At 76.0% G+C, this 21266-nt stretch carries 21 protein-coding genes; 11 read left to right on the top strand and 10 right to left on the bottom strand.

The genetic code is table 11. From position 1 onward, the window contains the following. Positions 1-645, top strand: a 645-nt coding sequence (locus FHL80_RS09800; protein ID WP_138733238.1) for a metal-sulfur cluster biosynthetic enzyme, incomplete at its 5' end; no start/stop codon positions are given. Then, on the top strand, positions 642-1670 hold the full coding sequence (locus tag FHL80_RS09805) for an NAD(P)-dependent alcohol dehydrogenase (RefSeq protein ID WP_138733239.1): 1029 nt from the start codon (positions 642-644) through the stop codon (positions 1668-1670). The genes FHL80_RS09800 and FHL80_RS09805, both read left to right, overlap by 4 nt. A gap of 54 nt (positions 1671-1724) precedes the next feature. Here the strand turns inward: FHL80_RS09805 and FHL80_RS09810 are convergent, their stop codons facing one another. From FHL80_RS09810 to FHL80_RS09835, 7 genes are all read right to left on the bottom strand, one after another. Beyond that, on the bottom strand, positions 1725-2039 hold the full coding sequence (locus FHL80_RS09810; RefSeq protein WP_138733240.1) for a hypothetical protein: 315 nt from the start codon (positions 2037-2039) through the stop codon (positions 1725-1727). A 19-nt stretch (positions 2040-2058) separates the two neighbouring features. Beyond that, positions 2059-2232, bottom strand: a complete 174-nt coding sequence (locus tag FHL80_RS25390) for a hypothetical protein (RefSeq protein WP_216870571.1) — start codon at positions 2230-2232, stop codon at positions 2059-2061. Positions 2233-2307: 75 nt separating this feature from the next. Continuing rightward, positions 2308-2553, bottom strand: coding sequence for a hypothetical protein (locus FHL80_RS09815; protein WP_138733241.1), 246 nt, complete (start codon positions 2551-2553; stop codon positions 2308-2310). A 37-nt stretch (positions 2554-2590) separates the two neighbouring features. Continuing rightward, positions 2591-3766, bottom strand: a complete 1176-nt coding sequence (locus FHL80_RS09820; RefSeq protein ID WP_246078585.1) for an AI-2E family transporter — start codon at positions 3764-3766, stop codon at positions 2591-2593. A 71-nt stretch (positions 3767-3837) separates the two neighbouring features. Further along, positions 3838-4425 carry a hypothetical protein gene (locus tag FHL80_RS09825; protein WP_138733242.1) on the bottom strand — a complete coding sequence of 196 codons (588 nt, stop codon included), beginning with the start codon at positions 4423-4425 and terminating at the stop codon, positions 3838-3840. A gap of 14 nt (positions 4426-4439) precedes the next feature. After that, a complete protein-coding gene (locus FHL80_RS09830) occupies positions 4440-5588 on the bottom strand; it encodes a zinc-dependent alcohol dehydrogenase (protein ID WP_138733243.1) in 1149 nt (382 codons plus the stop codon). A gap of 83 nt (positions 5589-5671) precedes the next feature. Then, a complete protein-coding gene (locus FHL80_RS09835) occupies positions 5672-6277 on the bottom strand; it encodes a hypothetical protein (protein ID WP_138733244.1) in 606 nt (201 codons plus the stop codon). 167 nt (positions 6278-6444) lie between these two features. Between FHL80_RS09835 and FHL80_RS09840 the strand changes: the two genes are divergently transcribed. Further along, on the top strand, positions 6445-7836 hold the full coding sequence (locus tag FHL80_RS09840; RefSeq protein ID WP_246078586.1) for a cytochrome P450: 1392 nt from the start codon (positions 6445-6447) through the stop codon (positions 7834-7836). 35 nt (positions 7837-7871) lie between these two features. Further along, on the top strand, positions 7872-8294 hold the full coding sequence (locus tag FHL80_RS09845; protein ID WP_138733245.1) for a phage holin family protein: 423 nt from the start codon (positions 7872-7874) through the stop codon (positions 8292-8294). A 21-nt stretch (positions 8295-8315) separates the two neighbouring features. On the opposite strand, the gene FHL80_RS09850 is transcribed toward FHL80_RS09845, so the two are convergent. Continuing rightward, positions 8316-8885 carry a DUF6197 family protein gene (locus FHL80_RS09850; RefSeq protein WP_138733246.1) on the bottom strand — a complete coding sequence of 190 codons (570 nt, stop codon included), beginning with the start codon at positions 8883-8885 and terminating at the stop codon, positions 8316-8318. Between the two features lie 497 nt (positions 8886-9382). Between FHL80_RS09850 and FHL80_RS09860 the strand changes: the two genes are divergently transcribed. From FHL80_RS09860 to FHL80_RS09870, 3 genes are read left to right on the top strand one after another with little or no spacing between them, the layout of a single operon-like run. Further along, a complete protein-coding gene (locus FHL80_RS09860; protein ID WP_138733247.1) occupies positions 9383-10408 on the top strand; it encodes a 3-oxoacyl-ACP synthase III in 1026 nt (341 codons plus the stop codon). After that, positions 10402-12921, top strand: coding sequence for an alpha/beta fold hydrolase (locus FHL80_RS09865; RefSeq protein ID WP_138733248.1), 2520 nt, complete (start codon positions 10402-10404; stop codon positions 12919-12921). The genes FHL80_RS09860 and FHL80_RS09865 overlap by 7 nt, the downstream gene beginning before the upstream one ends. Beyond that, entirely contained in the window at positions 12918-13877 is a 960-nt protein-coding gene (locus tag FHL80_RS09870; protein ID WP_138733249.1) for an NAD-dependent epimerase/dehydratase family protein, read from the top strand. The genes FHL80_RS09865 and FHL80_RS09870 overlap by 4 nt, the downstream gene beginning before the upstream one ends. Before the next feature lie 4 nt (positions 13878-13881). Here FHL80_RS09870 and FHL80_RS09875 read toward each other — a convergent pair whose 3' ends face one another. Further along, entirely contained in the window at positions 13882-14643 is a 762-nt protein-coding gene (locus FHL80_RS09875) for a globin domain-containing protein (protein WP_138733250.1), read from the bottom strand. Between the two features lie 137 nt (positions 14644-14780). On the opposite strand from FHL80_RS09875, the gene FHL80_RS09880 reads away from it, so the two are divergent. After that, on the top strand, positions 14781-16658 hold the full coding sequence (locus FHL80_RS09880) for a SigE family RNA polymerase sigma factor (RefSeq protein WP_138733251.1): 1878 nt from the start codon (positions 14781-14783) through the stop codon (positions 16656-16658). Positions 16659-16679: 21 nt separating this feature from the next. Here FHL80_RS09880 and FHL80_RS09885 read toward each other — a convergent pair whose 3' ends face one another. Next, positions 16680-17072 carry a VOC family protein gene (locus FHL80_RS09885; protein WP_138733252.1) on the bottom strand — a complete coding sequence of 131 codons (393 nt, stop codon included), beginning with the start codon at positions 17070-17072 and terminating at the stop codon, positions 16680-16682. Between the two features lie 75 nt (positions 17073-17147). On the opposite strand from FHL80_RS09885, the gene FHL80_RS09890 reads away from it, so the two are divergent. From FHL80_RS09890 to hutU, 3 genes are all read left to right on the top strand, one after another. Next, positions 17148-17966, top strand: coding sequence for an IclR family transcriptional regulator (locus FHL80_RS09890; protein ID WP_138733253.1), 819 nt, complete (start codon positions 17148-17150; stop codon positions 17964-17966). Between the two features lie 74 nt (positions 17967-18040). Then, positions 18041-19579: a histidine ammonia-lyase gene (hutH, locus tag FHL80_RS09895; protein ID WP_138733254.1), complete on the top strand. Its 1539-nt coding sequence runs from the start codon at positions 18041-18043 to the stop codon at positions 19577-19579. Positions 19580-19589: 10 nt separating this feature from the next. After that, the gene (gene hutU / locus FHL80_RS09900; protein WP_138733255.1) at positions 19590-21248 is read left to right on the top strand and encodes a urocanate hydratase; all 1659 of its coding nucleotides are present in this window, start codon (positions 19590-19592) and stop codon (positions 21246-21248) included. Positions 21249-21266 lie beyond the last annotated feature (18 nt).

Below are 21266 nucleotides of genomic sequence, written 5' to 3' on the forward strand. Positions count from 1 at the left end.
GGGGTGGACGGGGCGGGGGTGACCGTGCACCTGCGGCTGCCCACGTCGTTCTGCGCGCCGAACTTCGCCTGGCTGATGGTGTCCGACGCCCGGGATGCCGTCGTCGCGCTGCCCGGTGCCGGGCGGGTGGTGGTCGAGCTCGACGACCACCACGACTCCGACCTGATCAACCGGGGCCTGGCGGCGGACGCCGGCTACCGCGGCACGTTCGGGCACGAGGCCGACGACAGCCTCGACGAGCTGCGCGCGACGTTCCAGCGCAAGGCGCACACCGCCGCCATGGAGCGGGCGCTCACCGGCTGGCTGCGGGCCGACCCGTCCCGGACCGAGTCCGCGGTCCTCGACGTCACCCTCGGCGACCTGCCGGCCGGGCCGGTCACCGAGGCGCTGCGGCACCGCCGCGCCGTCCTCGGCCTGCCGGTGGAGGACACCGCCCCGGTGCTGCTGGCACCGGACGGCTCCCGGCCGACGGCGCAGACCGCAGCGCTCACCCTGCGCCGGGCCCGGTCGGTGCGCATCTCGGTCGACGGCAACGCGCACTTCTGCCGCGGGCTGCTGGCCACCCGCTACCCCGGCGCCGAGGGCGACCAGACCCCACGCGCCGACGACACACACCCGTTGCTCCCCCTGGAGGTCAGGTCGTGAAGGCAGTCCGCGTGCACGAGTACGGCAAGCCCCCCTCGGTCGACGACATCCCGGAGCCGACGCTGCAGGGCCCGCTCGACGTCCTGGTGCACGTCGACGCGGCCGGGGTGTGCCGGACCGACCTGCACATCATCGAGGGCCAGTGGGCCGAGGCGAGCGGCGTCGGCCTGCCCTACGTGATCGGCCACGAGAACGCCGGCACCGTCGTCGAGGTCGGCGACGCGGTGCGCAACGTCGCCGTCGGCGACAAGGTCATCCTGCACCCGCTGGTGACCTGCGGGCTGTGCCCGCCCTGCCGGCGCGGGGACGACGTGCACTGCGAGAACGGCGAGTTCCCCGGCATCAGCCGGGACGGCGGGATGGCCGAGCTGCTCCGCACCAACGCCCGGTCGGTGGTGACGCTCGCCGAGGGGCTGCAGCCGGTCGACGTCGCCGCGCTCGCCGACGCCGGGCTCACCGCGCAGCACGCCGTCCGCAAGGCCGTGCCGCTGCTGCCGGCCACCGCCCGGGCGGTGGTCATCGGCGCGGGCGGCCTCGGGCACATCGGCCTGCAGTGCCTGCTGGCGATGACCCCGGCCGAGGTCACCGTCGTCGACCGCTCGGCCGAGGCGCTCGCCAAGGCCGCCGAGCTCGGCGCGCACCGGACCGTCCAGGCCGGGGACGACACGGTGGCGGAGGTGCTGGACGCGCTGGGCGGCACGGGCGCGGAGGTCGTCTTCGACTTCGTCGGCGAGCACGGCACCGAGGCGGAGGGCGTGGCGATGACCCGGGACACCGGGTCCTACTACGTCATCGGCTACGGCGGCGCGGTCGAGGTGCCGACCCTGGAGATCATCAACCGGGAGATCAGCATCGTCGGCAACAAGGTCGGCTCGTACACCGACCTCCGCGAGCTGATGGCACTCGCTGCCCGCGGCCTGGTCACGCTGTCGACGAGGACGTACCCGCTGGCGTCGGCGCTGGAGGCGCTCGACGACCTCGACGGCGGCCGGCTCCCGGGGACCCGGGCGATCCTCGTGCCGTGAGGGGTGTGCGCCCCGCCCCCGGGCGGGGCGCACGCCCCCCGGCCCGAGCCGGCATCAGCCGAGGGGCGGTTGCACCCGGTCGACCCGGCGCTGCACCACCAGGGCGCGCTGCTGCCGGCGGCGGCGCTCGGCGACGGCCCGGCCGAGCCCCCGCGGCCGGCGCGGGTGCCGCGCCGCCTCGTCGGAGAGCTGCTGGGCGGCCAGCAGGACGGCGGACGGGCGGGCGGGGACGACGGGGAGGCCGACCACCACGAGGCGGTCACCGCCACCGTCGGTCACCGGCTCGGGCGCGGCCGGCAGCGCCGGACCGGCCGTCGTCGTCACCGGATCGGCGGTGCTGCCCGGCAGGGAGACGGGGACCGTCAGCACGGGCGGGGGTCCGAGGAGGTCACGGGTGCGGCAGCTCGCTGCCGGCGTCGGTGTCCGGGCCGGTCGCGCCGACCGGGCGGGCCACCAGCGGCGTCCGCTTCGGCACGTCCCGCGGGGTGGGACGCCGGGGACCGGCCCCGGGCTCGCCGGGAGCTGCTGCCGGAGCAGCGGGGGGACGTGCAGGGGTGGCCATGGAGGACGCGCCGATCTCCCGAGGGGCTGGACGCCGAGCGGCGCCACTGACGACGCTACCCAGCAGCGGGCCCGTTCATCCGTCGACGGGCCGGTCCGGGGTGTGGACCTCGCCGAGTTCCGTCACAGCCACCACCTGGGCGGTCGGGAACAGCTCGATGGGCCGGCCCGGGTCGGCACCGTCGGCGACGGTGAGCCAGCCGGGCGGCCCGAACCGGACCACCCGGTCGACGAGCTCGACCACCACCCCGGGGAGCGCGGGGTCCCGCAGCCGGACGGTGCCGGAGTACAGGTGCCGGTCGTTGACGGTCGTGATGTCCATCGCGCCAGCCTCCTCCCGGCATCGCCCCCGCGATGCGTCAGGCCGACGAGGCGGCGTCCGGCGGGGGCTCCCCGGCCGGCGGCTCGGCGTCCTCGTCGACGGCCGGCTCCTCCTCCACCAGCTCGTAGCCGTGCGCGTAGGTCTCCAGGACCGCCTGCACGGCGGCGACCACCGGGATGGAGACCAGCGCGCCCATCGGCCCGAACAGGGCCGCACCGGCGATGACCGCGCCGAAGGCCACGGCTGGGTGCACCGAGACCGTCAGCGCGGTGATCCGCGGTGCCAGCAGGTAGTTCTCGACCTGCTGGTACAGGGTGCCGAACAGCACGACCCACAGCGCGTCGACCGGCTGGTCCGACAGGGCGATGAGCGCCGGCAGCGCGATCGCCAGGTAGGTGCCCACGGTGGGGATGAACTGCGAGACGATCCCGGTCCAGATGGCCAGCGGCAGCCAGAAGGGGACGCCGATGGCCCACAGCAGCACCCCGGTCGCCGCGGCGTTGACCAGCGCGAGCACCAACCGCGACAGCAGGTAGCCGCCGGTCTTGTCCACCGCGATCTCCCACACCGTGGCGATCACCCGCTGGTGCCGCGGCGGGAACCAGGTGGAGACGATCGCCCGCAACCGCGGGCCCTCGGCGGACATGTAGAAGGCGAACAGCAGGAACGCCAGGAGCTGGAACAGCAACCCGACGAGCGAGGAGAGGATGCCGACCAGCCCGGGCGCGAGGTCCTGGACCAGCCCCTGGACCCGCTCCGACGTCAGGTTCAGTGAGTCCACGACGTCCGCGGCCCGGAAGTCGGTGTCGAACGTCCCGTTGACCCAGCGCACCACGTCGGCGACCGCGTCGGGCAGGACCGTCACCAGCTGGCTGAGCTGGTCGACCAGCAGGGCACCGAACACCGCCAGGAAGCCGATGGCGGCGGCGACGAGGCCGATCATCACCACGCCGGTGGCCGCCCCCCGCCGCAGCCCGCGGCGGACGAGTGCCTCCACGATCGGCTCGATGCCGACGGCGAACAGCCAGGCCAGGAAGAGCAGGCCCAGGAAGCCCCGGAGGTGGCCGAACAGCCACAGCGCGAGCTGGTAGCCGGTGACGACGGCGAGCACCAGCAGCACGCCGCGCCGCAGCCACGGCGGTTCCTGCCGTGGCCAGCCCGCCGAGTCGGTGGGCGCCCGCTGCAGGACCTTGGGGACGACGGGGCTGGGCACTGGCCGCGGGCGACGCAGACCGGGCACGGGGCCACCGCCTCTCCCCGGCGCCCCCGGGCGGGGCGGCCGGCTCAGCCGCGCAGCGCGCGCACCACCCGGCGCGCGCCCAGCACCATCACAGCACCACCGGCGACCCACGGGCCCGCCACGACCACCGGGTCGAGCACCTGGTGCCGCCGGTCGGAGCGTCCGCTGCGCGCCGTACCGCCGGCGGTCAGCTCGGTCCGCACGCCGGTCTCGGTGATCGGGTTGTCCGGGTGCAGCGAGGCGAACGACCGGAGGTGGCTGCCCCACGCGTCGACCCGGTCACCGGCGATGAGCAGCAGCCAGTGGGCCAGCCGGGCTTCGCTGAACCGCACGTAGGCGAGCCGGCGGATCGCGCCGGAGAGGCCGTGCAGCGGCTGCGCGGTGCCGAACACCGGGGTGACGAAGGCGTGCTCGATGGAGTGCTCGCGGCCCTCGGACCCGGGCTGCCGGTCGGGGAAGTCCCAGTGCGCGCCGGTGGTGCCCGGCGAGTACTGCAGCTTGGGGGAGGACGGCCGGTCGGCCGGGTCGAGGTCCGCGCCCCACCCGGGGATGCGGGCGCGCAGCTCCTCCCGGCTGGGCGGCGGGGTGCGCTTGTCGCTCACGTAGGCGCTGGGGATGTCGTCCTCGGCCATCGGGATGTCCCCTCTCAGGACGCGCTGGGCACGATGAGCGGCTTGATGCAGCCGTCGAGCTTGGCGGAGAACACGTGGTAGGCCTCGGAGATGTCCTCCAGCGGGAACCGGTGGGTGACCATCTCCCGCGGCGTGAGGTGGCCGTTGCGCACGTGCTCGAACATCCGCGGCCACTGCCGCTTCACCGGCGTCTGGTTCATCCGCAGCGTCAGGCCCTTGTTGAGCGCGTCGCCGAACTTGACCATGTTCGGGATCGGCCCGTAGGCGCCGACCACCGAGACGGTGCCGCCCTTGCGCACGCCGTCGATGGCCCAGTTCAGCGCGATCGGCGAGCCGCCCTGCAGCTTCAGCTTGGTGCCGGTCACGTGCATGAGCAGGTTCCCGTCGGCCTCCGCGCCCACGGCGTCGATGACGACGTCCGCGCCGAGGAAGTCGGTCTGCCGCTTCATCTCGAGCACCACGTCGTCGATCTCGTCGTAGTCCCACACCTCGGCGTGCGCCATGGTGCGGGCCTTCTCCAGCCGCTCGGTGAGGTGGTCGATGACGATCACCCGGCCGGCGCCCATCAGCCACGACGACTGCGCGGCGATCAGCCCGACCGGCCCGGCGCCCAGGACGACGACCGTGTCCCCCTCGGCGATCTCCCCGAGCTGCGCGCCGAAGTAGCCGGTGGCGGCGGCGTCGGTGAGCAGCACGGCGTCCTCGTCGTGCATCCAGTCCGGGATCCGCACCGGGCCGACGTCGGCGAAGGGCACCCGCACGTACTCCGCCTGCCCGCCGTCGTAGCCACCGGTGGTGTGCGAGTAGCCGTAGATGCCGCCCACCGCCGTGGCGTTGGGGTTGACGTTGTGGCAGTTGCTGTACAGCCCGCGGGAGCAGTACCAGCAGCTGCCGCAGAAGACGTTGAAGGGCACCATCACCCGGTCCCCGACCTGCAGGTCCTGCACGGAGGAGCCGATCTCGTCGACGACGCCGATGAACTCGTGGCCGAAGGTGTGGCCGACCCGGGTGTCCGGCATCAGGCCGTGGTACAGGTGCAGGTCCGAGCCGCAGATGGCGGCCAGCTGCACCTTCACGATCGCGTCGTTGGGGTGCTCGATCCGGGGCTTGTCCTTCTCCTCGACCCGCAGCTTGTACGGGCCGCGGTACGTCATGGCGCGCATGGGACCTCCTGGGGAACGGCTCGACTGCTGGCCAGTGCCCCGGGCCCGGCCCGGGCAACCCCGGCGGCGGCCGCGGCCGCGGGTCAGGGCAGCTGCACGGTCGTGGTCACCCGCACCACCGAGGGCCGCGGGGGCACCGAGCCGAAGCCGAAGGTGACCGGTGGCCGGACCGGGGTGAGGGCGCCCAGCGGCTCGCCGTCCCAGCGGGCGTCGACCTCGACGAGGGCGTGCAGGTCCTGCACCCCGTACCACTCGGTGCGCCCGTTGCCGGCCGACCCCGTCGTCCGCAGCCCGGTGGTGACCCGGGCCGGCAGGTCCAGCAGGCCGATCCAGGCCGGCCTGCGGGCCAGCCGGGCCGGCACCGCGTGCAGCAGCCGGCCCAGCACGGGCCGGGGCCCGGTCCGGGTCCGCAGGTCCAGCGGTCCGGCCTGCACCGACCACGTCCGGTCGTCCGGCCGGGCCACGGTCACCGGCACGATCCGCACCTCGTCGAAGGTGTACGTCGCGCCGACGAAGTCGGCGACCTCCGGGCCGGGCGCGAGCAGCACGCGGGAGCCGCCGGGCCGCTGCACCATCACGTCCGAGATCGGGCCGAGCGGGGAACGCGGCCAGTGCCCCACCACCACGCGGGTGCCCGAGACGGTGCCGAGCCCGAGGATCCAGCCGTCGAACGTCAGCCGCGTCGTCACCGCCGTCCTGTATCCGGCCGCCGTGCGGCCGAACCCGGGGCGCCGCCGTGACACGGGTGGGGCGCAGGGGGTGCGTCGGTGCGCGGACAGGGCGTGGCAGCCTTGATCACGCTCGTCGTGCTGCAGTACGAAGACAGCATCGTCCTCGACACCCCGGAAGGGGCAGCGTGTTCCGCGAATCGGTGTTCGGCACCCCGGACCGGTCGCACCGCCTGCGCACCGACCCGACGGCCCACGGCCGCCGGCAGGGCCACCGGGTGGCACCCGCGGTCAGGGCCCGCGCCCGTGCGCTGGCCGGCCGCCTGATCACCCGGCGCATCCAGCGCAAGGGCATCGACCTGTCGGCGATGACCTTCATCCCGGAGCGCTCGAAGGTCCCCCTGCAGCGGATCGGCACCGACCCGGTGCCCCGGCTGGCCCAGCTGCGGGCCACCGACCCGGTGCACCGGCTGAGGTTCCCGTTCGACTTCCGGGTCTACCTGGTCACCGGCCACGAGCAGGTGCGTGCCGTGCTCGCCGACCGGGAGAACTACAGCAACGACATCCGGCACCTGCTGCCCGGCACCGGCCCGGGCACCGGGGAGGACGTCGGCGGGCTGGGCTTCACCGACCCGCCGGTGCACACCCGGCTGCGCAAGATCGTCACCCCGGAGTTCACGATGCGCCGGCTGGCCCGGCTCGAGCCGATGATCGAGCGGATCGTGGCCCAGCAGCTCGACGAGCTCGCCGCCGCCGGTCCGACCGCCGACCTCGCCAGGCTGGTGTCCTTCCCGGTGCCGTTCCAGACCATCTGCGCGCTGCTGGGGCTGGACCTCGACGACCGCGAGGCCTTCGCCCGGCTCGGTGTGCAGCGCTTCGACGCCACCGGCGGCGCCGCGGGCGCCTTCGGTGCGGTCTCCGAGCAGCGGGAGTTCCTCTTCGACGCGGTGGCCCGGCAGCGCAAGGAGCCCGGGCCCGGCCTGATCGGCCAGATCATCCGGGACGAGGGTGACCTGATCTCCGACGTCGACCTGGCCGGGCTCGCCGACGGCGTCTTCACCGGCGGGTACGAGACGACCGCCGGGATGATCTCGCTGTCGACGATGGTGCTGCTGCGCGACCCGGCGCACGCCGAGCTGGTGCGCACCGGCAGCCGCGCCGACGTCGACCGCGTGGTCGAGGAGCTGCTGCGCCACCTCTCGGTCGTCCAGCTGGCCTTCCCCCGGTTCGCCAAGCGCGACACGGAGATCGCCGGGCAATCGCTGCGCGCCGGGGACGTCGTGCTCGCCTCGCTCAGCGGCGCCAACCGCGACCCGGCCACCGCAGGCGCCGACCCCGACGCCTTCGACCCGGCGCGGGTGCCCATCAGCGGTCACCTCGCCTTCGGGCACGGCATCCACCGCTGCATCGGCGCCGAACTGGCCCGGATGGAGCTGCGGATCCTGCTGCCGGCGCTGCTCCGGCGGTTCCCGGACCTCGCCGTCGCCGTCCCGTCCGAGCAGCTGGCCTTCCGGCCGCTGTCGTTCGTCTACGGCCTCGACGAGCTGCCCGTCCGGGTTGGCCCAGCGCTGACCGGGTAGCCGTCCGTCGACACGTCCACGTCGAGGAGGACCACATGACAGCGAGCACTCCGGGCAGCTCGACGGCCGACCTGGTGCAGTCCCTGACCAACGACGTCGGCGCGCTGGTGCGGCAGGAGCTGCGCCAGGCGCAGCAGGAGCTGGCCGACAAGGCCAAGCAGGTAGGCAGGGCCGGCGGGCTGCTCGGTGCAGCAGCGGTGCTCGGCACGCTGGCGGTCGGGACGTCGGGCGCGTTGGTCCTGCGGGTGCTCGAGCGGCGGTTCTCCCCCACCACGTCGGCGCTGCTGGCGACGGGGCTGTTCGGAGGTGCCGCCGGCGGGCTGGCGGTCACCGCCCTGCAGCAGCTCCGCGAGGCGGCGCCGCTGGTGCCGACGGGGACCGTCGCGAGCCTGCGCGAGGACGTGCGTGCCGCGACGGCCGCGACGCCGCCTGCGGACGGGACACCGCCGCAGCCCTGATCGGCGCGGACCGGCTCTCCGTCAGTGGGCGCCGGTGAGCTGCAGCTCCCGTGTCACGCGCCCGATCGCTGCGTCCAGCAGTGCCCGGACCTCCTCCAGCGAGCGCCCGGAGGTGTCGTTCCACCGGGTCAGGTCCTGCACCTGGAGCGTCCGGAGGGCGGGTGCGGGGCACCACCGGACGGGGCCCGGGTCGGTCGCCCGGTGGAGGGTGTGCCAGAGCAGGTCGAGGCTGCGCTGGGCCCGTTGCCCGCGGACGGCGGCCCGCCCCCCGGCAGCCAGGACCACCGCACCCACGAGACAGGCCGCCGGCTGCGCACCGGCACGCTCCTCCCCCGCTGCGGCGACCGCGGCGAGCGGCTGGGCGGTGAACCACGTCCCCTGCACCCAGCCTCGGCCGAGCAGGGCACGTGCCTCGACCAGGACCTCGAGGATCCCGTGCAGCTCCGCCCGGGCTGCCGCCGTCCGGCCGGCGCGCGCGGCGGCCCGTCGGTGCTGCCGCGCTCCCCGCCGGCCGGGCGGTCCCGGGCGCGCCGCAGGGAGGGCTTCGTCGACGCCCGGGTGGACAGGGGGCACCGCGACGATGACGGTCATGACAGGTCCTGGTGGCCGCTGGGAGGTCCGGGCAAGAACCGTAGGCCGCGTCCCGCCCGGGAGGAAGGGCCGCCGTCGCGTCAGCTCGGCTGGACGCGACCGGCGTCGATCGGCGTCCGGGGCCCCGGGCTCAGGGCAGCCCGGGCAGCAGCTCGTCCAGGGTGATCGGCAGCGACCGGACCCGGACGCCGGTGGCGTGGTGGACGGCTGGTGTTGCCCAGCCGCTCACGGAGCGCGTCCAGCAGCGTGGTGCGGGTGTCCACGGTGAGCCGGTGGCTCTCCCCGTCGACCCGCAGGGAGATCTCGGCGTCCATGACCCCCCCCCCGGTGCCCGCCGGATCGCTGCTGCCCAACGCACCCCGCGGTGCCCGGCCGACGTGACGGAACCAACACGCAGGTGGACGGCGTGCGGCATACCGGGAGCCGAGCCGGGTACTGGCTGGCGGAGCAGGGCGGCGTACGTGGAAGAGTCGGCCCTCCCGACGACTGGACCGCCCATGAGTGGCAATGCCACGCACCGTTTCCGCAACACCAGCGTCCTGACCGTGCAGACGGCCGACGCGTCGCAGGTGGTCACCTCCGACGACCTGGACGACCAGCTGGTCGACACCTACCGCCGGGTCGGGCTGCGCCCCGGCCTGCTCGAGCGGCTCTGCGGCATCCGCGAACGCCGCTGGTGGGCCGACGGCGTCACCTTCGTCGACGGCGCCGCGATGGCCGGCGCCAAGGCGATCAGCGAGAGCGGCGTCGACCCGGCCGGCATCGGCGTCATGATCAACACGTCGGTGAGCCGCAAGTACCTCGAGCCCTCCACCGCCGTCGCCGTGCACGACGCGCTCGGCCTGCCCCGCTCGGCGCAGAACTTCGACGTCACCAACGCCTGCCTGGGCTTCATGAACGGCATGGAGCTGGCCGGGGCGATGATCGACTCCGGGCTGGTCGACCACGCGCTGATCGTCAACGGTGAGGACGCCCGGTCGGTCCAGGAGCGCACCATCGACCGGCTCAACCGCCCGGAGACGGTGGCCCGGGACGTGCTGTCCCAGTTCGCCACGCTGACCCTCGGCTGCGGCGCGGTCGCCATGGTGCTCGGCCGGACCGACCAGCACCCCGAGGGCCACCGGATGGTCGGCTCGGTCAGCCGGGCCGGCACCGAGCACCACGAGCTGTGCGTCGGCGACAACGACATGATGCGCACCGACCTCAAGGGCCTGCTCGACGCCGGGATCGGGCTCGGCGTCGACATGTGGACCGAGGCCGGCGAGGAGTTCGACTGGCACGGCGGCATGTCGCGCTACGTCATGCACCAGGTCTCGAAGGTGCACACCGCCGCGATGTGCGAGAAGTTCGGCATCGACGAGTCGCGGGTGCCCAAGACCTTCCCGACCCGGGGCAACCTGGGCCCGGCGTCGGTGCCGTTCACCCTGGCGACCGAGTCCGACGCGCTGGACGACGGCGACCGGGTGCTGCTCATGGGCGTCGGCTCGGGGCTGAACACCGCGTGCCTCGAGATCGAATGGTGACCGCACCCTCCTCCGTCCCGCCGGGTCTGCCCGGGCTCGACCCCGCCTGGTCGCGGCACCTCACCGTCGCCGACGCCACCGGCACCAAGCACGAGTGGCACCTGCTCGACAACGGGGTGACCGAACCGGTCGGCACGCTGCTGTGCGTGCACGGCAACCCCACCTGGTCCTACCTGTGGCGCCGGCTGCTGACCGCCGCACCCCCCGGCTGGCGGGTCGTCGCCCCCGACCAGCTCGGCATGGGCTTCTCCGAGCGGCTGACCGGACCGCGGCCGCTGGCCCAGCGGGTCGCCGACCTCGGCGACCTCACCGCGGCCCTGGGCGTCACCGGCCCGGTCATCACCGTCGGCCACGACTGGGGCGGCGTCATCTCCCTCGGCTGGGCGCTGCAGCACCGCGAGCAGCTGCGCGGCGTCGTGCTCGGCAACACCGCCGTCGCCATGCCCGAGGGCGACCTCGGCCCCGCCCTGATCCGGCTGGCGCACGCCCCGGGTGTGCGCGCCGCCGTCACAGTCGGCACCCCGGTCTTCGTCCGGGCGACCACCGCACTGTCCTGGCCGTCGCTGCCCGCCGCCGTCCGGGACGCCTTCGCCGCTCCCTACGGCACGCCGGCCCGGCGGCGCTCGGTCGGCGACTTCGTGGCCGACATCCCCTTCTCCCCCGGCCACCCGTCGCGGGCGGCGCAGGAGCAGGTCGCCGCGGGGATCCGCGACCTCGACGTCCCGGCGCTGCTGATGTGGGGCCCGCGTGACCCGGTCTTCGGCGAGCGCTACCTGGCCGACCTGCGGGAGCGGCTGCCGCAGGCCCAGCTGCACCGCTTCGAGGGCGCCTCGCACCTCGTGCCGGAGGACGCACCGCAGTACGCGGACGCGATCGCGCAGTGGGTCACCGACCTCGGCACCGACCGCAGCGCCCCGGCTCCGGCCGCCGGGCTGCCCGGGCACCCCTGGTCGGCGCTGACCGAGCGGGCCGGTGACGACTCCCCCGCCGTGGTCGAGGTCGGTGGCGGCACCGTCAGCTGGGCGCAGCTGCACCGCCGGGTCGAGCACCTGGCCGCCGGGCTCGCCGACGCCGGCATCCGCCCCGGCTCCCGGGTGGCGCTGCTCGTCGAGCCCTCGGCCGACCTCACCGCCTGCGTCTACGCGGTGTGGCGGGCCGGCGCGGTCATCGTCGTGGCCGACAAGGGACTCGGCCTGCGCGGCATGCGCGGGGCGCTGCGCAGCGCGGACGTCGACGCCGTCATCGGCAGCGCCCCCGGCCTCGCCGCCGCCCGGGTCATGCGGCTGCCCGGCCTCCGGATCGCCACCGGCCGGGTGCCGGGCGCCCGGCACACCCTGTCCGAGCTGGAGGCGCGCGGGGCCACAGCACCTCCGCCGCCGGAGTCCCCGGCCGACGCCGACTGCGCCGTGCTGTTCACCTCCGGGGCGACGGGGCCGGCCAAGGGCGTCGTCTACACCCAGCGGCAGGCCCTGGCCCAGCTGGACCTGGTGCGCAGCACCTACCGGCTCTCACCCGAGGACCGGCTGGTCGCCGCCTTTGCGCCGTTCGCGATCCTCGGGCCGGCGCTGGGCATCGGCTCCGCGGTGCCCGACATCGACGTGACCCAGCCGGCGTCGCTCACCGCCGCGAAGCTGGCCGACGCAGCCGCGGCGGTCGGCGGCACGGTCGTCTTCGCCTCACCGGCCGCACTGCGCCGGGTGGTCGCCACCGCCGCGGAGCTGACCGCCGAGCAGCGGACGGCGCTGGGCCGGGTGCGGCTGCTCATGTCGGCCGGCGCACCGGTACCACTGCCGTTGCTCACCGAGCTGCGGGCGGTGCTGCCGGCCGCCGAGGCGCACACCCCCTACGGGATGACCGAGGCGCTGCCGGTCACCGACGTGACCGCCGAGGAGATCGCGGCCGCCGGACCCGGCGACGGCGTCTGCGTCGGCCGGCCGCTGACCGGGGTCGAGGTGCGGGTCAGCCCGCTCACCGCGCTCGGCGCCGCCGACGGGCCGCTGACTGCCGACCCGGGCACGACCGGCGAGGTGTGCGTGCGCGCCGCCCACGTCAAGGACCGCTACGACGCGCTCTGGATCACCGAGCGCGCCTCGTCCCGGGACCCGGGCTGGCACCGCACCGGCGACGTCGGGCACCTCGACGACGCCGGCCGGCTGTGGATCGGGGGCCGGTTGCCGCACGTGGTCACCACCGCGGCGGGCGTGGTCACCCCGGTCGGGGTGGAGCAGCGGGTCGAGGCGCTGGACGCCGTCTCCGCCGCGGCCGTGGTCGGCGTCGGCCCGGCCGGTGCGCAGGTGGTCGTGGCCGTCGTCGTCCCGACGGCGGGTGGTCCCCGGCGCCCGGCCCTGGCCGACCCGGACCTGGCCGACGCGGTGCGGGCGGCCGCGGGGTCCGAGGTCGCGGCGGTGCTGGTCGCCCGCCGGCTGCCGGTGGACATCCGGCACCAGTCGAAGGTCGACCGGCGCGCGGTGGCCGGGCAGGCGGCCCAGCTGCTGGCGGGCGCCCGCCGGTGAGGGTGCTGGTCACCGGCGCCAGCGGGATGCTGGGCCGGGCCACCGCGACCGCGCTGGCCGACCGCGGCGACGACGTCACCGTGCTGCAGCGGCGGCCGGCCGGGCTGCCCTGCCGGGAGGTGCTCGGCGACGTCGCCGACCCGGCGGTGGTCGGGGCCGCGGCGGCCGGGCAGGACGCCGTGCTGCACCTGGCCGCCAAGGTCGACGTGACCGGGCGCTGGGCCGAGTACGCGCGCGCCAACATCGAGGGCACCCGCACCGTGCTCGCCGCCTGCCGGCGGGCCGGGGTCCGCCGGCTGGTGCACGTCTCCTCGCCCTCGGTGGCGCACGGCGGGTCGGCGCTGGTGGGCGTGGGCGCCGGGCCCGCCGACCCGGAGCGGGCCCGGGGGCACTACTCCCGGTCCAAGGCGGTCGCCGAGACCGAGGCGCTGGGCGCGGACTCCGCCGACCTCGCGGTGCTGGTGGTCCGGCCGCACCTGGTCTGGGGGCCAGGTGACACCCAGCTCGTCGAGCGGGTGGTGGAGCGGGCCCGCGCCGGGCGGCTGCCGGTGATCGGCTCCGGCGCCGCCCTGATCGACACCACCTACGTGGACAACGCCGTCGACGCCCTGGTCGCCGCCGTCGACGCACCGGCGCACGGTGAGGCGCTGGTCGTCTCCAACGGCGAACCGCGGCCGGTGGCCGAGGTCATCGCCCGGCTGTGCCGGGCCGCCGGGGTCCCCGCGCCGCGCCGCCGGCTGCCCGTCCCGGTCGCCTGGGCGGCCGGGGCCGCGGTCGAGGGGGTCTGGGCGGTGACGCAGCGCCGCGACACCCCTCCGCTGACCCGCTTCCTCGCCGAGCAGCTGTCCACCGCGCACTGGTTCGACCAGCGCCGCACCCGCTCGGCGCTGCGCTGGACGCCCCGGGTGACCCTGGACGAGGGCTTCACCCGACTGGCCGCCGCCTACGCCGGCTGACCGGTCAGCCGGTCCAGGGCGGCGCGACACCCCAGCCCCAGTGCGGCACCGGCGCGTTCCGCACCACCTCGGCCCCGGGCTGGGAGTTGGTCAGCGCCAGCCGGGTGCCCCACTCCGCGTAGCCGACGAACGCCGCCCGGAACTCCGGGTCGGCCGGCAGCCCGGCCTCGTCGAGGGAGTCCAGCAGCAGGGCGACCCAGCGCCGGCGCTGCGGCTCGGTGATCGCCTTGCCCAGGTGGTGCCCGAGCATCGCCGGGTAGCCGCCGCGCTCCCGCGTGTAGCGGTCGGGGCCGCCGAACACCTCGGCGAGCCACATCGCCACGTGCCGCGGGTGCTCGTCGTCCATGTGCGCGAAGAGCGGGCCGACGAGGTCGTCGGCGAGGACGTGCCGGTAGAAGACCCGGGTCAGCCGTTCGAGCGCCGCCGCCCCGCCCGCCCAGTCGTACAGCGTCGGCACCGACGCGCCGGGGCCGCGCACCGCCGTGGGTGCGTAGTGCCGCATCTCCTCGATGTCCCCGACGTAGGGCCGGACGGCGGCGAGGAACTCACCGAACAGCTCCCCGCCGCGGAAGCCCTGCAGGTGGTCCGCCGCCGAGGTCCAGGTGATCCGCAGGACCCAGCAGGCGGGTTCGTCGACGCTGCGGCTGAGCTCGTAGTCGACGCACTGCGGCGCGCGGGCGAGCACCCCCGCCGCGCGTGCGTAGTCGTGGGGGAACGCTGCCTGACGCTCCTCGGGCACCCGGTACCGGATGTACTCGACGATCATGTCGGCTCCCGCCGTCGGTCCTCTGATTACATTGTTACAGGGCTGTCCGGTCAAGAACGCCGCGGATGACGGACCATGGGGACGAACCGGCTGCCGTCCCGGGTCCGAACACCCCACCACCGAGGCGAGGAGGACGGGTGGACGACGTTGCCCGCTCCGTCGCCGACGGGCGGCCCGCGCTGCTGCGCACCGCGCTGCTGCTCACCGGCGACCGGACCACCGCCGAGGAGCTGGTCCAGCGCGCGCTCACCCGGGCCCGCCGACGTGCCGGCGACCCGGGGTCGGCCGTCCTGGCGTCCGTGGTGCGCGGGACGACCAGCCGGTGGGCGCGGCTCGGCCGCGCCGAGCAGGTGATCGAGACCCTGCCCGACCCGTTCCGCCCGGCCGCCGCCCCGGACCAGGGGCCCGACCTCGCCGGGGCGCTGCGCGATCTGCCGCCGCGCACCCGGGCCGTGGTCGTGCTGCGCTGGCACGACCGCCTCCCGGACACGCGGATCGCCGGCCTGCTGCGCTGCCCGGTGGCGGAGGTGGCCGCCGAGGCCGCCCGCGGGCTGGCGCAGCTGGGCCCGGCGCTGGCACCGAGCGCCTTCGAGCGGGCCGTTCCCGACGTGCCGGCCGAGCAGCGGCTGGCCGACCAGCTCACCCAGCTCACCCGGCTCGCCGACGCGCCCGGGGCGTGGCGGCTGGACCCGGCCGCCGCCGTCGCCGATGTGCAGACCCGCCGGACCGGCATCCGGCGACGGCTGGCCGGCACCGCCGTCGCGGCGCTGGCGGTGGTCGGCGTGGCCGTCCCGCTCGCCCGCTGGGCGCCCGATCCCCCGCCGACCACGGCGACCGCGCCGTCTCCCGCGCCCGCTGCCCCGACGACGCCGGCCGTGCCCAGCGTGCCGGTGCTGACCGGGCCGACCCGGGGCTCGCTGGCCGGCGACGCGGCGTTCCTCGACGCGGTGCGCTCGGTGGGCTGGGGCGCCCAGGAGGCCCCGCCGCCGGCCGACCGCGAGGTGGTCTTCGCCGCCGACACCCCGCACGGCCGGGTCGCGCTCGTGGTCGGCACCGTCCTGGAGGACTTCCGCGGCGTGTGGCTGACCGGACCGGACGGCGCGGCCGCCGCGGACCTGGCGCCGCACCTGCCCGTCCAGCTCGGCCGGGACCGCCCGCTGGCCCTGCTGCTCGGCGGCCCGGGGGACGCGACGCTGGTCGTCGTCGCCGCGCCGGGTGACGCGGTGGCGGTGTCCGAGCGGCTGATGACCGGACCGCGCGGCACCGTCGGCCGCACCTACACCCCGCTCGACGCCGCCGACGGGGTGGCCGTCGTCCCGGCCCGCACCACCAGGGCGGGCTCGGCGGTCAGCGTCCGGGTGCAACGCGACGGCCGGGAGGTCTACCGCTCCGCCGCGGACTGGCTGGGCGCGGGCACCCTCCAGGCGGCGCCGGTGACCGGGCTGTCCCCGCTCCGCCCGGGTACGCCGCCTGCCGACGGGCACCTGGTGGACGCCGCCCTCCTGGACGTCGCCGTGCCGCTCGGCGTCGAACCGGCCGGTCTGCAGCCGGACCTGCTGTGGTCGGCCGAGGTGGACCTGGCCCGGGGCACCGGCCGGGTGGCCGTCCTGGTCGCGCACAGCCCGGGCGGGGCGCTGGTGGTGACCACCTGGGCGGGGGTGGGCAGCGGCGCGGTCTCCTGCGGCGTGCAGACACCGCCCGGGACGACGGACGTGTCCACCCTGACCGTCGCCCGGATCTGCGACGTCGCCCTCCCCGGCCTCGGCCAGACCGACGACGGCCGGTGGCTGGTGGTCACCGCGCCGCCGGCCGCCGCCTCCGCGCAGCTGCTGGGCAGCCGCGGCCAGCTGCTCCGGCCGCTCCCGCTGACCGACGGCGGCACCGTGGTGCCGATGACCGACGGCGCCCGGTCGGTGCGCACGCTGGACGCGGCGGGCCGGTCGCTGAGCGAGACCCCGATCGCCCCCGTGCCGACCGCTCCGTTCGGTGACTTCGGGGCCGGCCCGGCCCGCTGAGCCCTCCAGGAGCCCGGGCGCTCAGAAGGCCTCGCCGGTCCGCCAGGGCATCTCCTGCAGGGTCAGGGTGTTGCCGTCCGGGTCCTCGATCGAGGCGTACAGCACCCCGCCGCCGACGTCGGTGACCGCGCCGACGTCGACGCCGCGGCCCACCAGCTCGGCGCGGGCCGCCGTGATGTCGGTGACGACCAGGTGCAGGCCGCGGAGCGACCCGGGCGGCGCCTCGTAGGCGGCGAGGCCGGTGCCCAGGCCGATCGAGCAGGCCGAGCCCGGCGGGGTCAGCTGCACCACCCGCACCCCGTCGGCCGGGCGGACGTCGACGTCGACGACGAACCCCAGCTGCTCGGCGTAGAAGGCCAGGGCCCGGTCGACGTCGGTGACCGGGACCGGCACCAGTTCCAGCTTCATCTCCATCACGTGCTCCTCTGCACCGTGCGGCCGGCACCTCCTGGACCGGGCCCGCGAGGTGCGAACACTAGGCTGCCCGCCGTGCCGGACCCGGTGACCGACCAGCCCGGGCAGCCGCGCGCCGGCACGCCCCGGCCCGGGGTGCCCGCGGCCCGGCAGGTGCTGGCGCTGCTGCAGGCGCTGGCCCGGCAGCCCGGCGCGGTACCGGCCGCCGCCCTGGCCCGCGACCTCGGCCTGCCCCGGTCCACGACCTACTCGCTCCTCGCCGAGCTGGTCGATGCCGGCTTCGTCGTCCACCTGCCCGAGGAGCGGCGCTACGGGCTGGGCGTGAGCGCCTTCGAGATCGGCAGCGCGTACTCCCGGCAGGAGCCGCTGGCCCGGCTGGCGCGCCCGGTGCTGGCCCGGCTGGTCGACGCGGTCGGCCACTCCGCCCACCTGGCCGTGCTGCACGGCCGGGAGGTGCTCTACGTCGTCGAGCAGCGCGCTCCCGGCCGTCCGCCGCTGGTCACCGACGTGGGCGTCCGGCTGCCCGCCCAGCTCACCGCGAGCGGCCGCGCGATGCTGGCCGGCCTGCCGCCGGCCCAGGTCCGGGCGCTCTTCCCGGACGGGACCGCCTTCGTCGACCGGCACGGCTCCGGGCCGCGACGGCTCTCCGAACTGCGCCGGCTGCTGGCCGACGTCCGCCGGGCCGGGCACGCCGGCGAGGACGGCGAGGTGACCCCCGGCTTCGCCTCGGTCGCCGCCGCGGTGCACGACCACGCCGCCCGGCCGGCGGCCGCCGTCGCGGTCACCTTCCCCGCCGGGGACGTCGACGAGGGCGGCCGGGTCGAGCTGGCCCGCCGGGTGGGCCGGGCCGCGGCGGAGCTGACCCGGCGGATCAACGGCCACCCGCCCGGCTGAACTGTCCGGGATCCCGGACACCAGTGGCCCTCCGGCTCTGGTGACCAGGTCCCCCCAGCGTGTGCGATGGGTCCATGGGCACCCCGCAGGTCGTCGTCGGCACCGGTCCGGTCTCCCCGGAGGACGTCGTCCGGGTGGCCCGGGACGGCTGGGGCGTCCGGCTGGCCGACGAGGCGCTGACCGCGATCGCCGCCAGCCGCGACGTCGTCGACGAGCTCGCGGGTGACGAACGGCCGCACTACGGCATCTCCACCGGCTTCGGCGCGCTGGCCACCCGGCACATCCCGGTCGAGCAGCGCGCCCAGCTGCAGCGCAGCCTCATCCGCTCGCACGCGGCGGGCTCGGGCCCCGAGGTGGAGCGGGAGGTGGTGCGCGCGCTGGTGCTGCTGCGGCTGTCGACGCTGGCGACCGGCCGGACCGGCGTCCGCCCGGAGACCGCCTGCGCGTACGCCGCGCTGCTCGACGCCGGCCTCACCCCCGTCGTGCACGAGTACGGGTCGCTGGGCTGCTCGGGCGACCTCGCCCCGCTGTCGGCCGTGGCGCTGGCGGTGATGGGCGAGGGCACCGTGCGCGACCCGGCCGGCGCCCTACACCCGGCCGCCGAGGCGCTGGCCGAGGCCGGCATCGCCCCGGTGCAGCTGGCCGAGAAGGAGGGGCTGGCGCTGGTCAACGGCACCGACGGGATGCTCGGCATGCTGCTGCTGGCCCTCGGCGACCTCCGCCGGCTGCTGGCCACCGCCGACGTCGCCGCCGCGATGAGCGTCGAGGCGCTGCTGGGCACCGACGCCGTCTTCGCCGCCGACCTGCAGGCGCTGCGCCCGCACCCCGGGCAGGCCGCGTCCGCGGCCAACCTGCGGGCGCTGCTGGCCGGCAGCGGCGTGATGGCCAGCCACCGCGGACCGGAGTGCACCCGGGTGCAGGACGCCTACTCGCTGCGCTGCGCGCCGCAGGTGCACGGCGCCGCCCGGGACACCCTCGCCCACGCGGCCGCCGTCGCCGACCGCGAGCTCGCCGCCGCCGTCGACAACCCGGTGGTCACCCCCGACGGGCGGGTGGAGTCCAACGGCAACTTCCACGGCGCCCCGGTCGGCTACGTGCTGGACTTCCTGGCGATCGCGGTGGCCGACGTGGCGAGCATGAGCGAGCGGCGCACCGACCGGTTCCTCGACGCCGCCCGCAGCCACGGGCTGCCGCCCTTCCTGGCGCACGACGCCGGCGTCGACTCCGGGCACATGATCGCCCAGTACACTGCCGCGGGGATCGTCAGCGAGCTCAAGCGGCTCGCGGTGCCGGCCAGCGTCGACTCGATCCCCTCCTCGGCGATGCAGGAGGACCACGTCTCGATGGGCTGGCACGCGGCTCGCAAGCTGCGCCGCGCGCTCGACGGCCTGACCCGGGTGCTGGCGATCGAGGTGCTCACCGCCGCCCGGGCGCTGGACCTGCGGGCCCCGCTCGCACCTGCCCCGGCCACCGGCGCGGTGCGGGACGCCGTCCGGGCCGCCGGGGTGCCCGGTCCCGGTCCCGACCGGCACCTGGCCCCGGAGATCGAGGCGGTGGTCGGGCTGGTCTCGACCGGCGCCGTCCTGACCGCCACCGCACTCGACCTGCACTGAGGAGAACACCATGGACGGCGCACGACCGGTCCGGTCCCCGCGGGGGACGACGCTCACCGCCCGCAGCTGGCAGACCGAGGCGCCGCTGCGGATGCTGCAGAACAACCTCGACCCGGAGGTCGCCGAGCGCCCCGACGACCTCGTCGTCTACGGCGGCACCGGCCGCGCGGCGCGGGACTGGCGGAGCTTCGACGCCATGGTCCGCACGCTGACCACCCTCGCCGAGGACGAGACGATGCTGGTGCAGTCCGGCCGGCCGGTCGGGGTGCTCCGTACGCACGAGTGGGCGCCGCGGGTGCTCATCGCCAACTCCAACCTGGTCGGCGACTGGGCGACCTGGCCGGAGTTCCGCCGGCTGGAGCAGCTCGGCCTCACGATGTACGGCCAGATGACCGCCGGGTCGTGGATCTACATCGGCACCCAGGGCATCCTGCAGGGCACCTACGAGACCTTCGCCGCGGTCGCCGACAAGCGGTTCGGCGGCACGCTGGCCGGCACGCTCACCCTCACCGGCGGGTGCGGCGGGATGGGCGGCGCGCAGCCGCTCGCCGTCACCCTCAACGGCGGGGTCTGCCTGGTGGTCGACGTCGACGGGACCCGGCTGCGCCGGCGGGTGGAGCACCGGTACCTCGACGAGGTGGCCGACGACCTGGACGACGCCGTCCGCCGCTGCCTGGACGCGAAGGCCGGCCGCCGGGCGCTGTCGGTCGGGCTGGTCGGCAACGCGGCGACGGTCTTCCCGGAGCTGCTGCGCCGCGGCGTGGAGGTCGACGTCGTCACCGACCAGACCTCCGCGCACGACCCGCTGTCCTACCTGCCTGAGGGCGTCGACCCCGCCGACTGGCACGACCACGCCGCCGCCAAGCCCGAGGAGTTCACCGACCGGGCGCGGACGTCGATGGCCCGGCACGTGGAGGCGATGGTCGGCTTCCTCGACGGCGGCGCCGAGGTCTTCGACTACGGCAACTCCATCCGGGACGAGGCCCGGCAGGGCGGGTACTCCCGGGCCTTCGCCTTCCCCGGCTTCGTGCCGGCCTACATCCGGCCGCTGTTCTGCGAGGGCAAGGGCCCGTTCCGGTGGGCCGCGCTGTCCGGCGACCCGGCCGACATCGCCGCGACCGACCGCGCCGTCCTCGAGCTGTTCCCCGACGACGACCGGCTGCAGCGCTGGATCCGGGCAGCCCAGGAGAAGGTCGCCTTCCAAGGGCTGCCGGCGCGGATCTGCTGGCTGGGCCAGGGCGAGCGGGACGTCGCGGGGCTGCGGTTCAACGAGATGGTCGCCAGCGGCGAGCTGTCCGCGCCGGTGGTCATCGGCCGCGACCACCTGGACACCGGCTCGGTGGCCTCGCCCTACCGGGAGACCGAGGCGATGGCCGACGGCTCGGACGCGATCGCCGACTGGCCGCTGCTCAACGCCCTGGTCAACACCGCCTCGGGGGCCACCTGGGTGTCCATCCACCACGGCGGTGGGGTGGGCATCGGCCGGTCGCTGCACGCCGGGCAGGTGAGCGTCGCCGACGGCACGCCGCTGGCCGCGCAGAAGCTGGCCCGGGTGCTCAGCAACGACCCGGGCACCGGCGTGCTGCGGCACGTGGACGCCGGCTACGACCGCGCCGCCGAGGTGGCGCACGAGCAGGGCATCCGCGTCCCGATGACCGAACTCCCGTGACCGCCAAGAGCATGCTCT

This window comes from Modestobacter excelsi (assembly GCF_005930495.1).
GTDB classification, from domain to species: domain Bacteria; phylum Actinomycetota; class Actinomycetes; order Mycobacteriales; family Geodermatophilaceae; genus Modestobacter; species Modestobacter excelsi.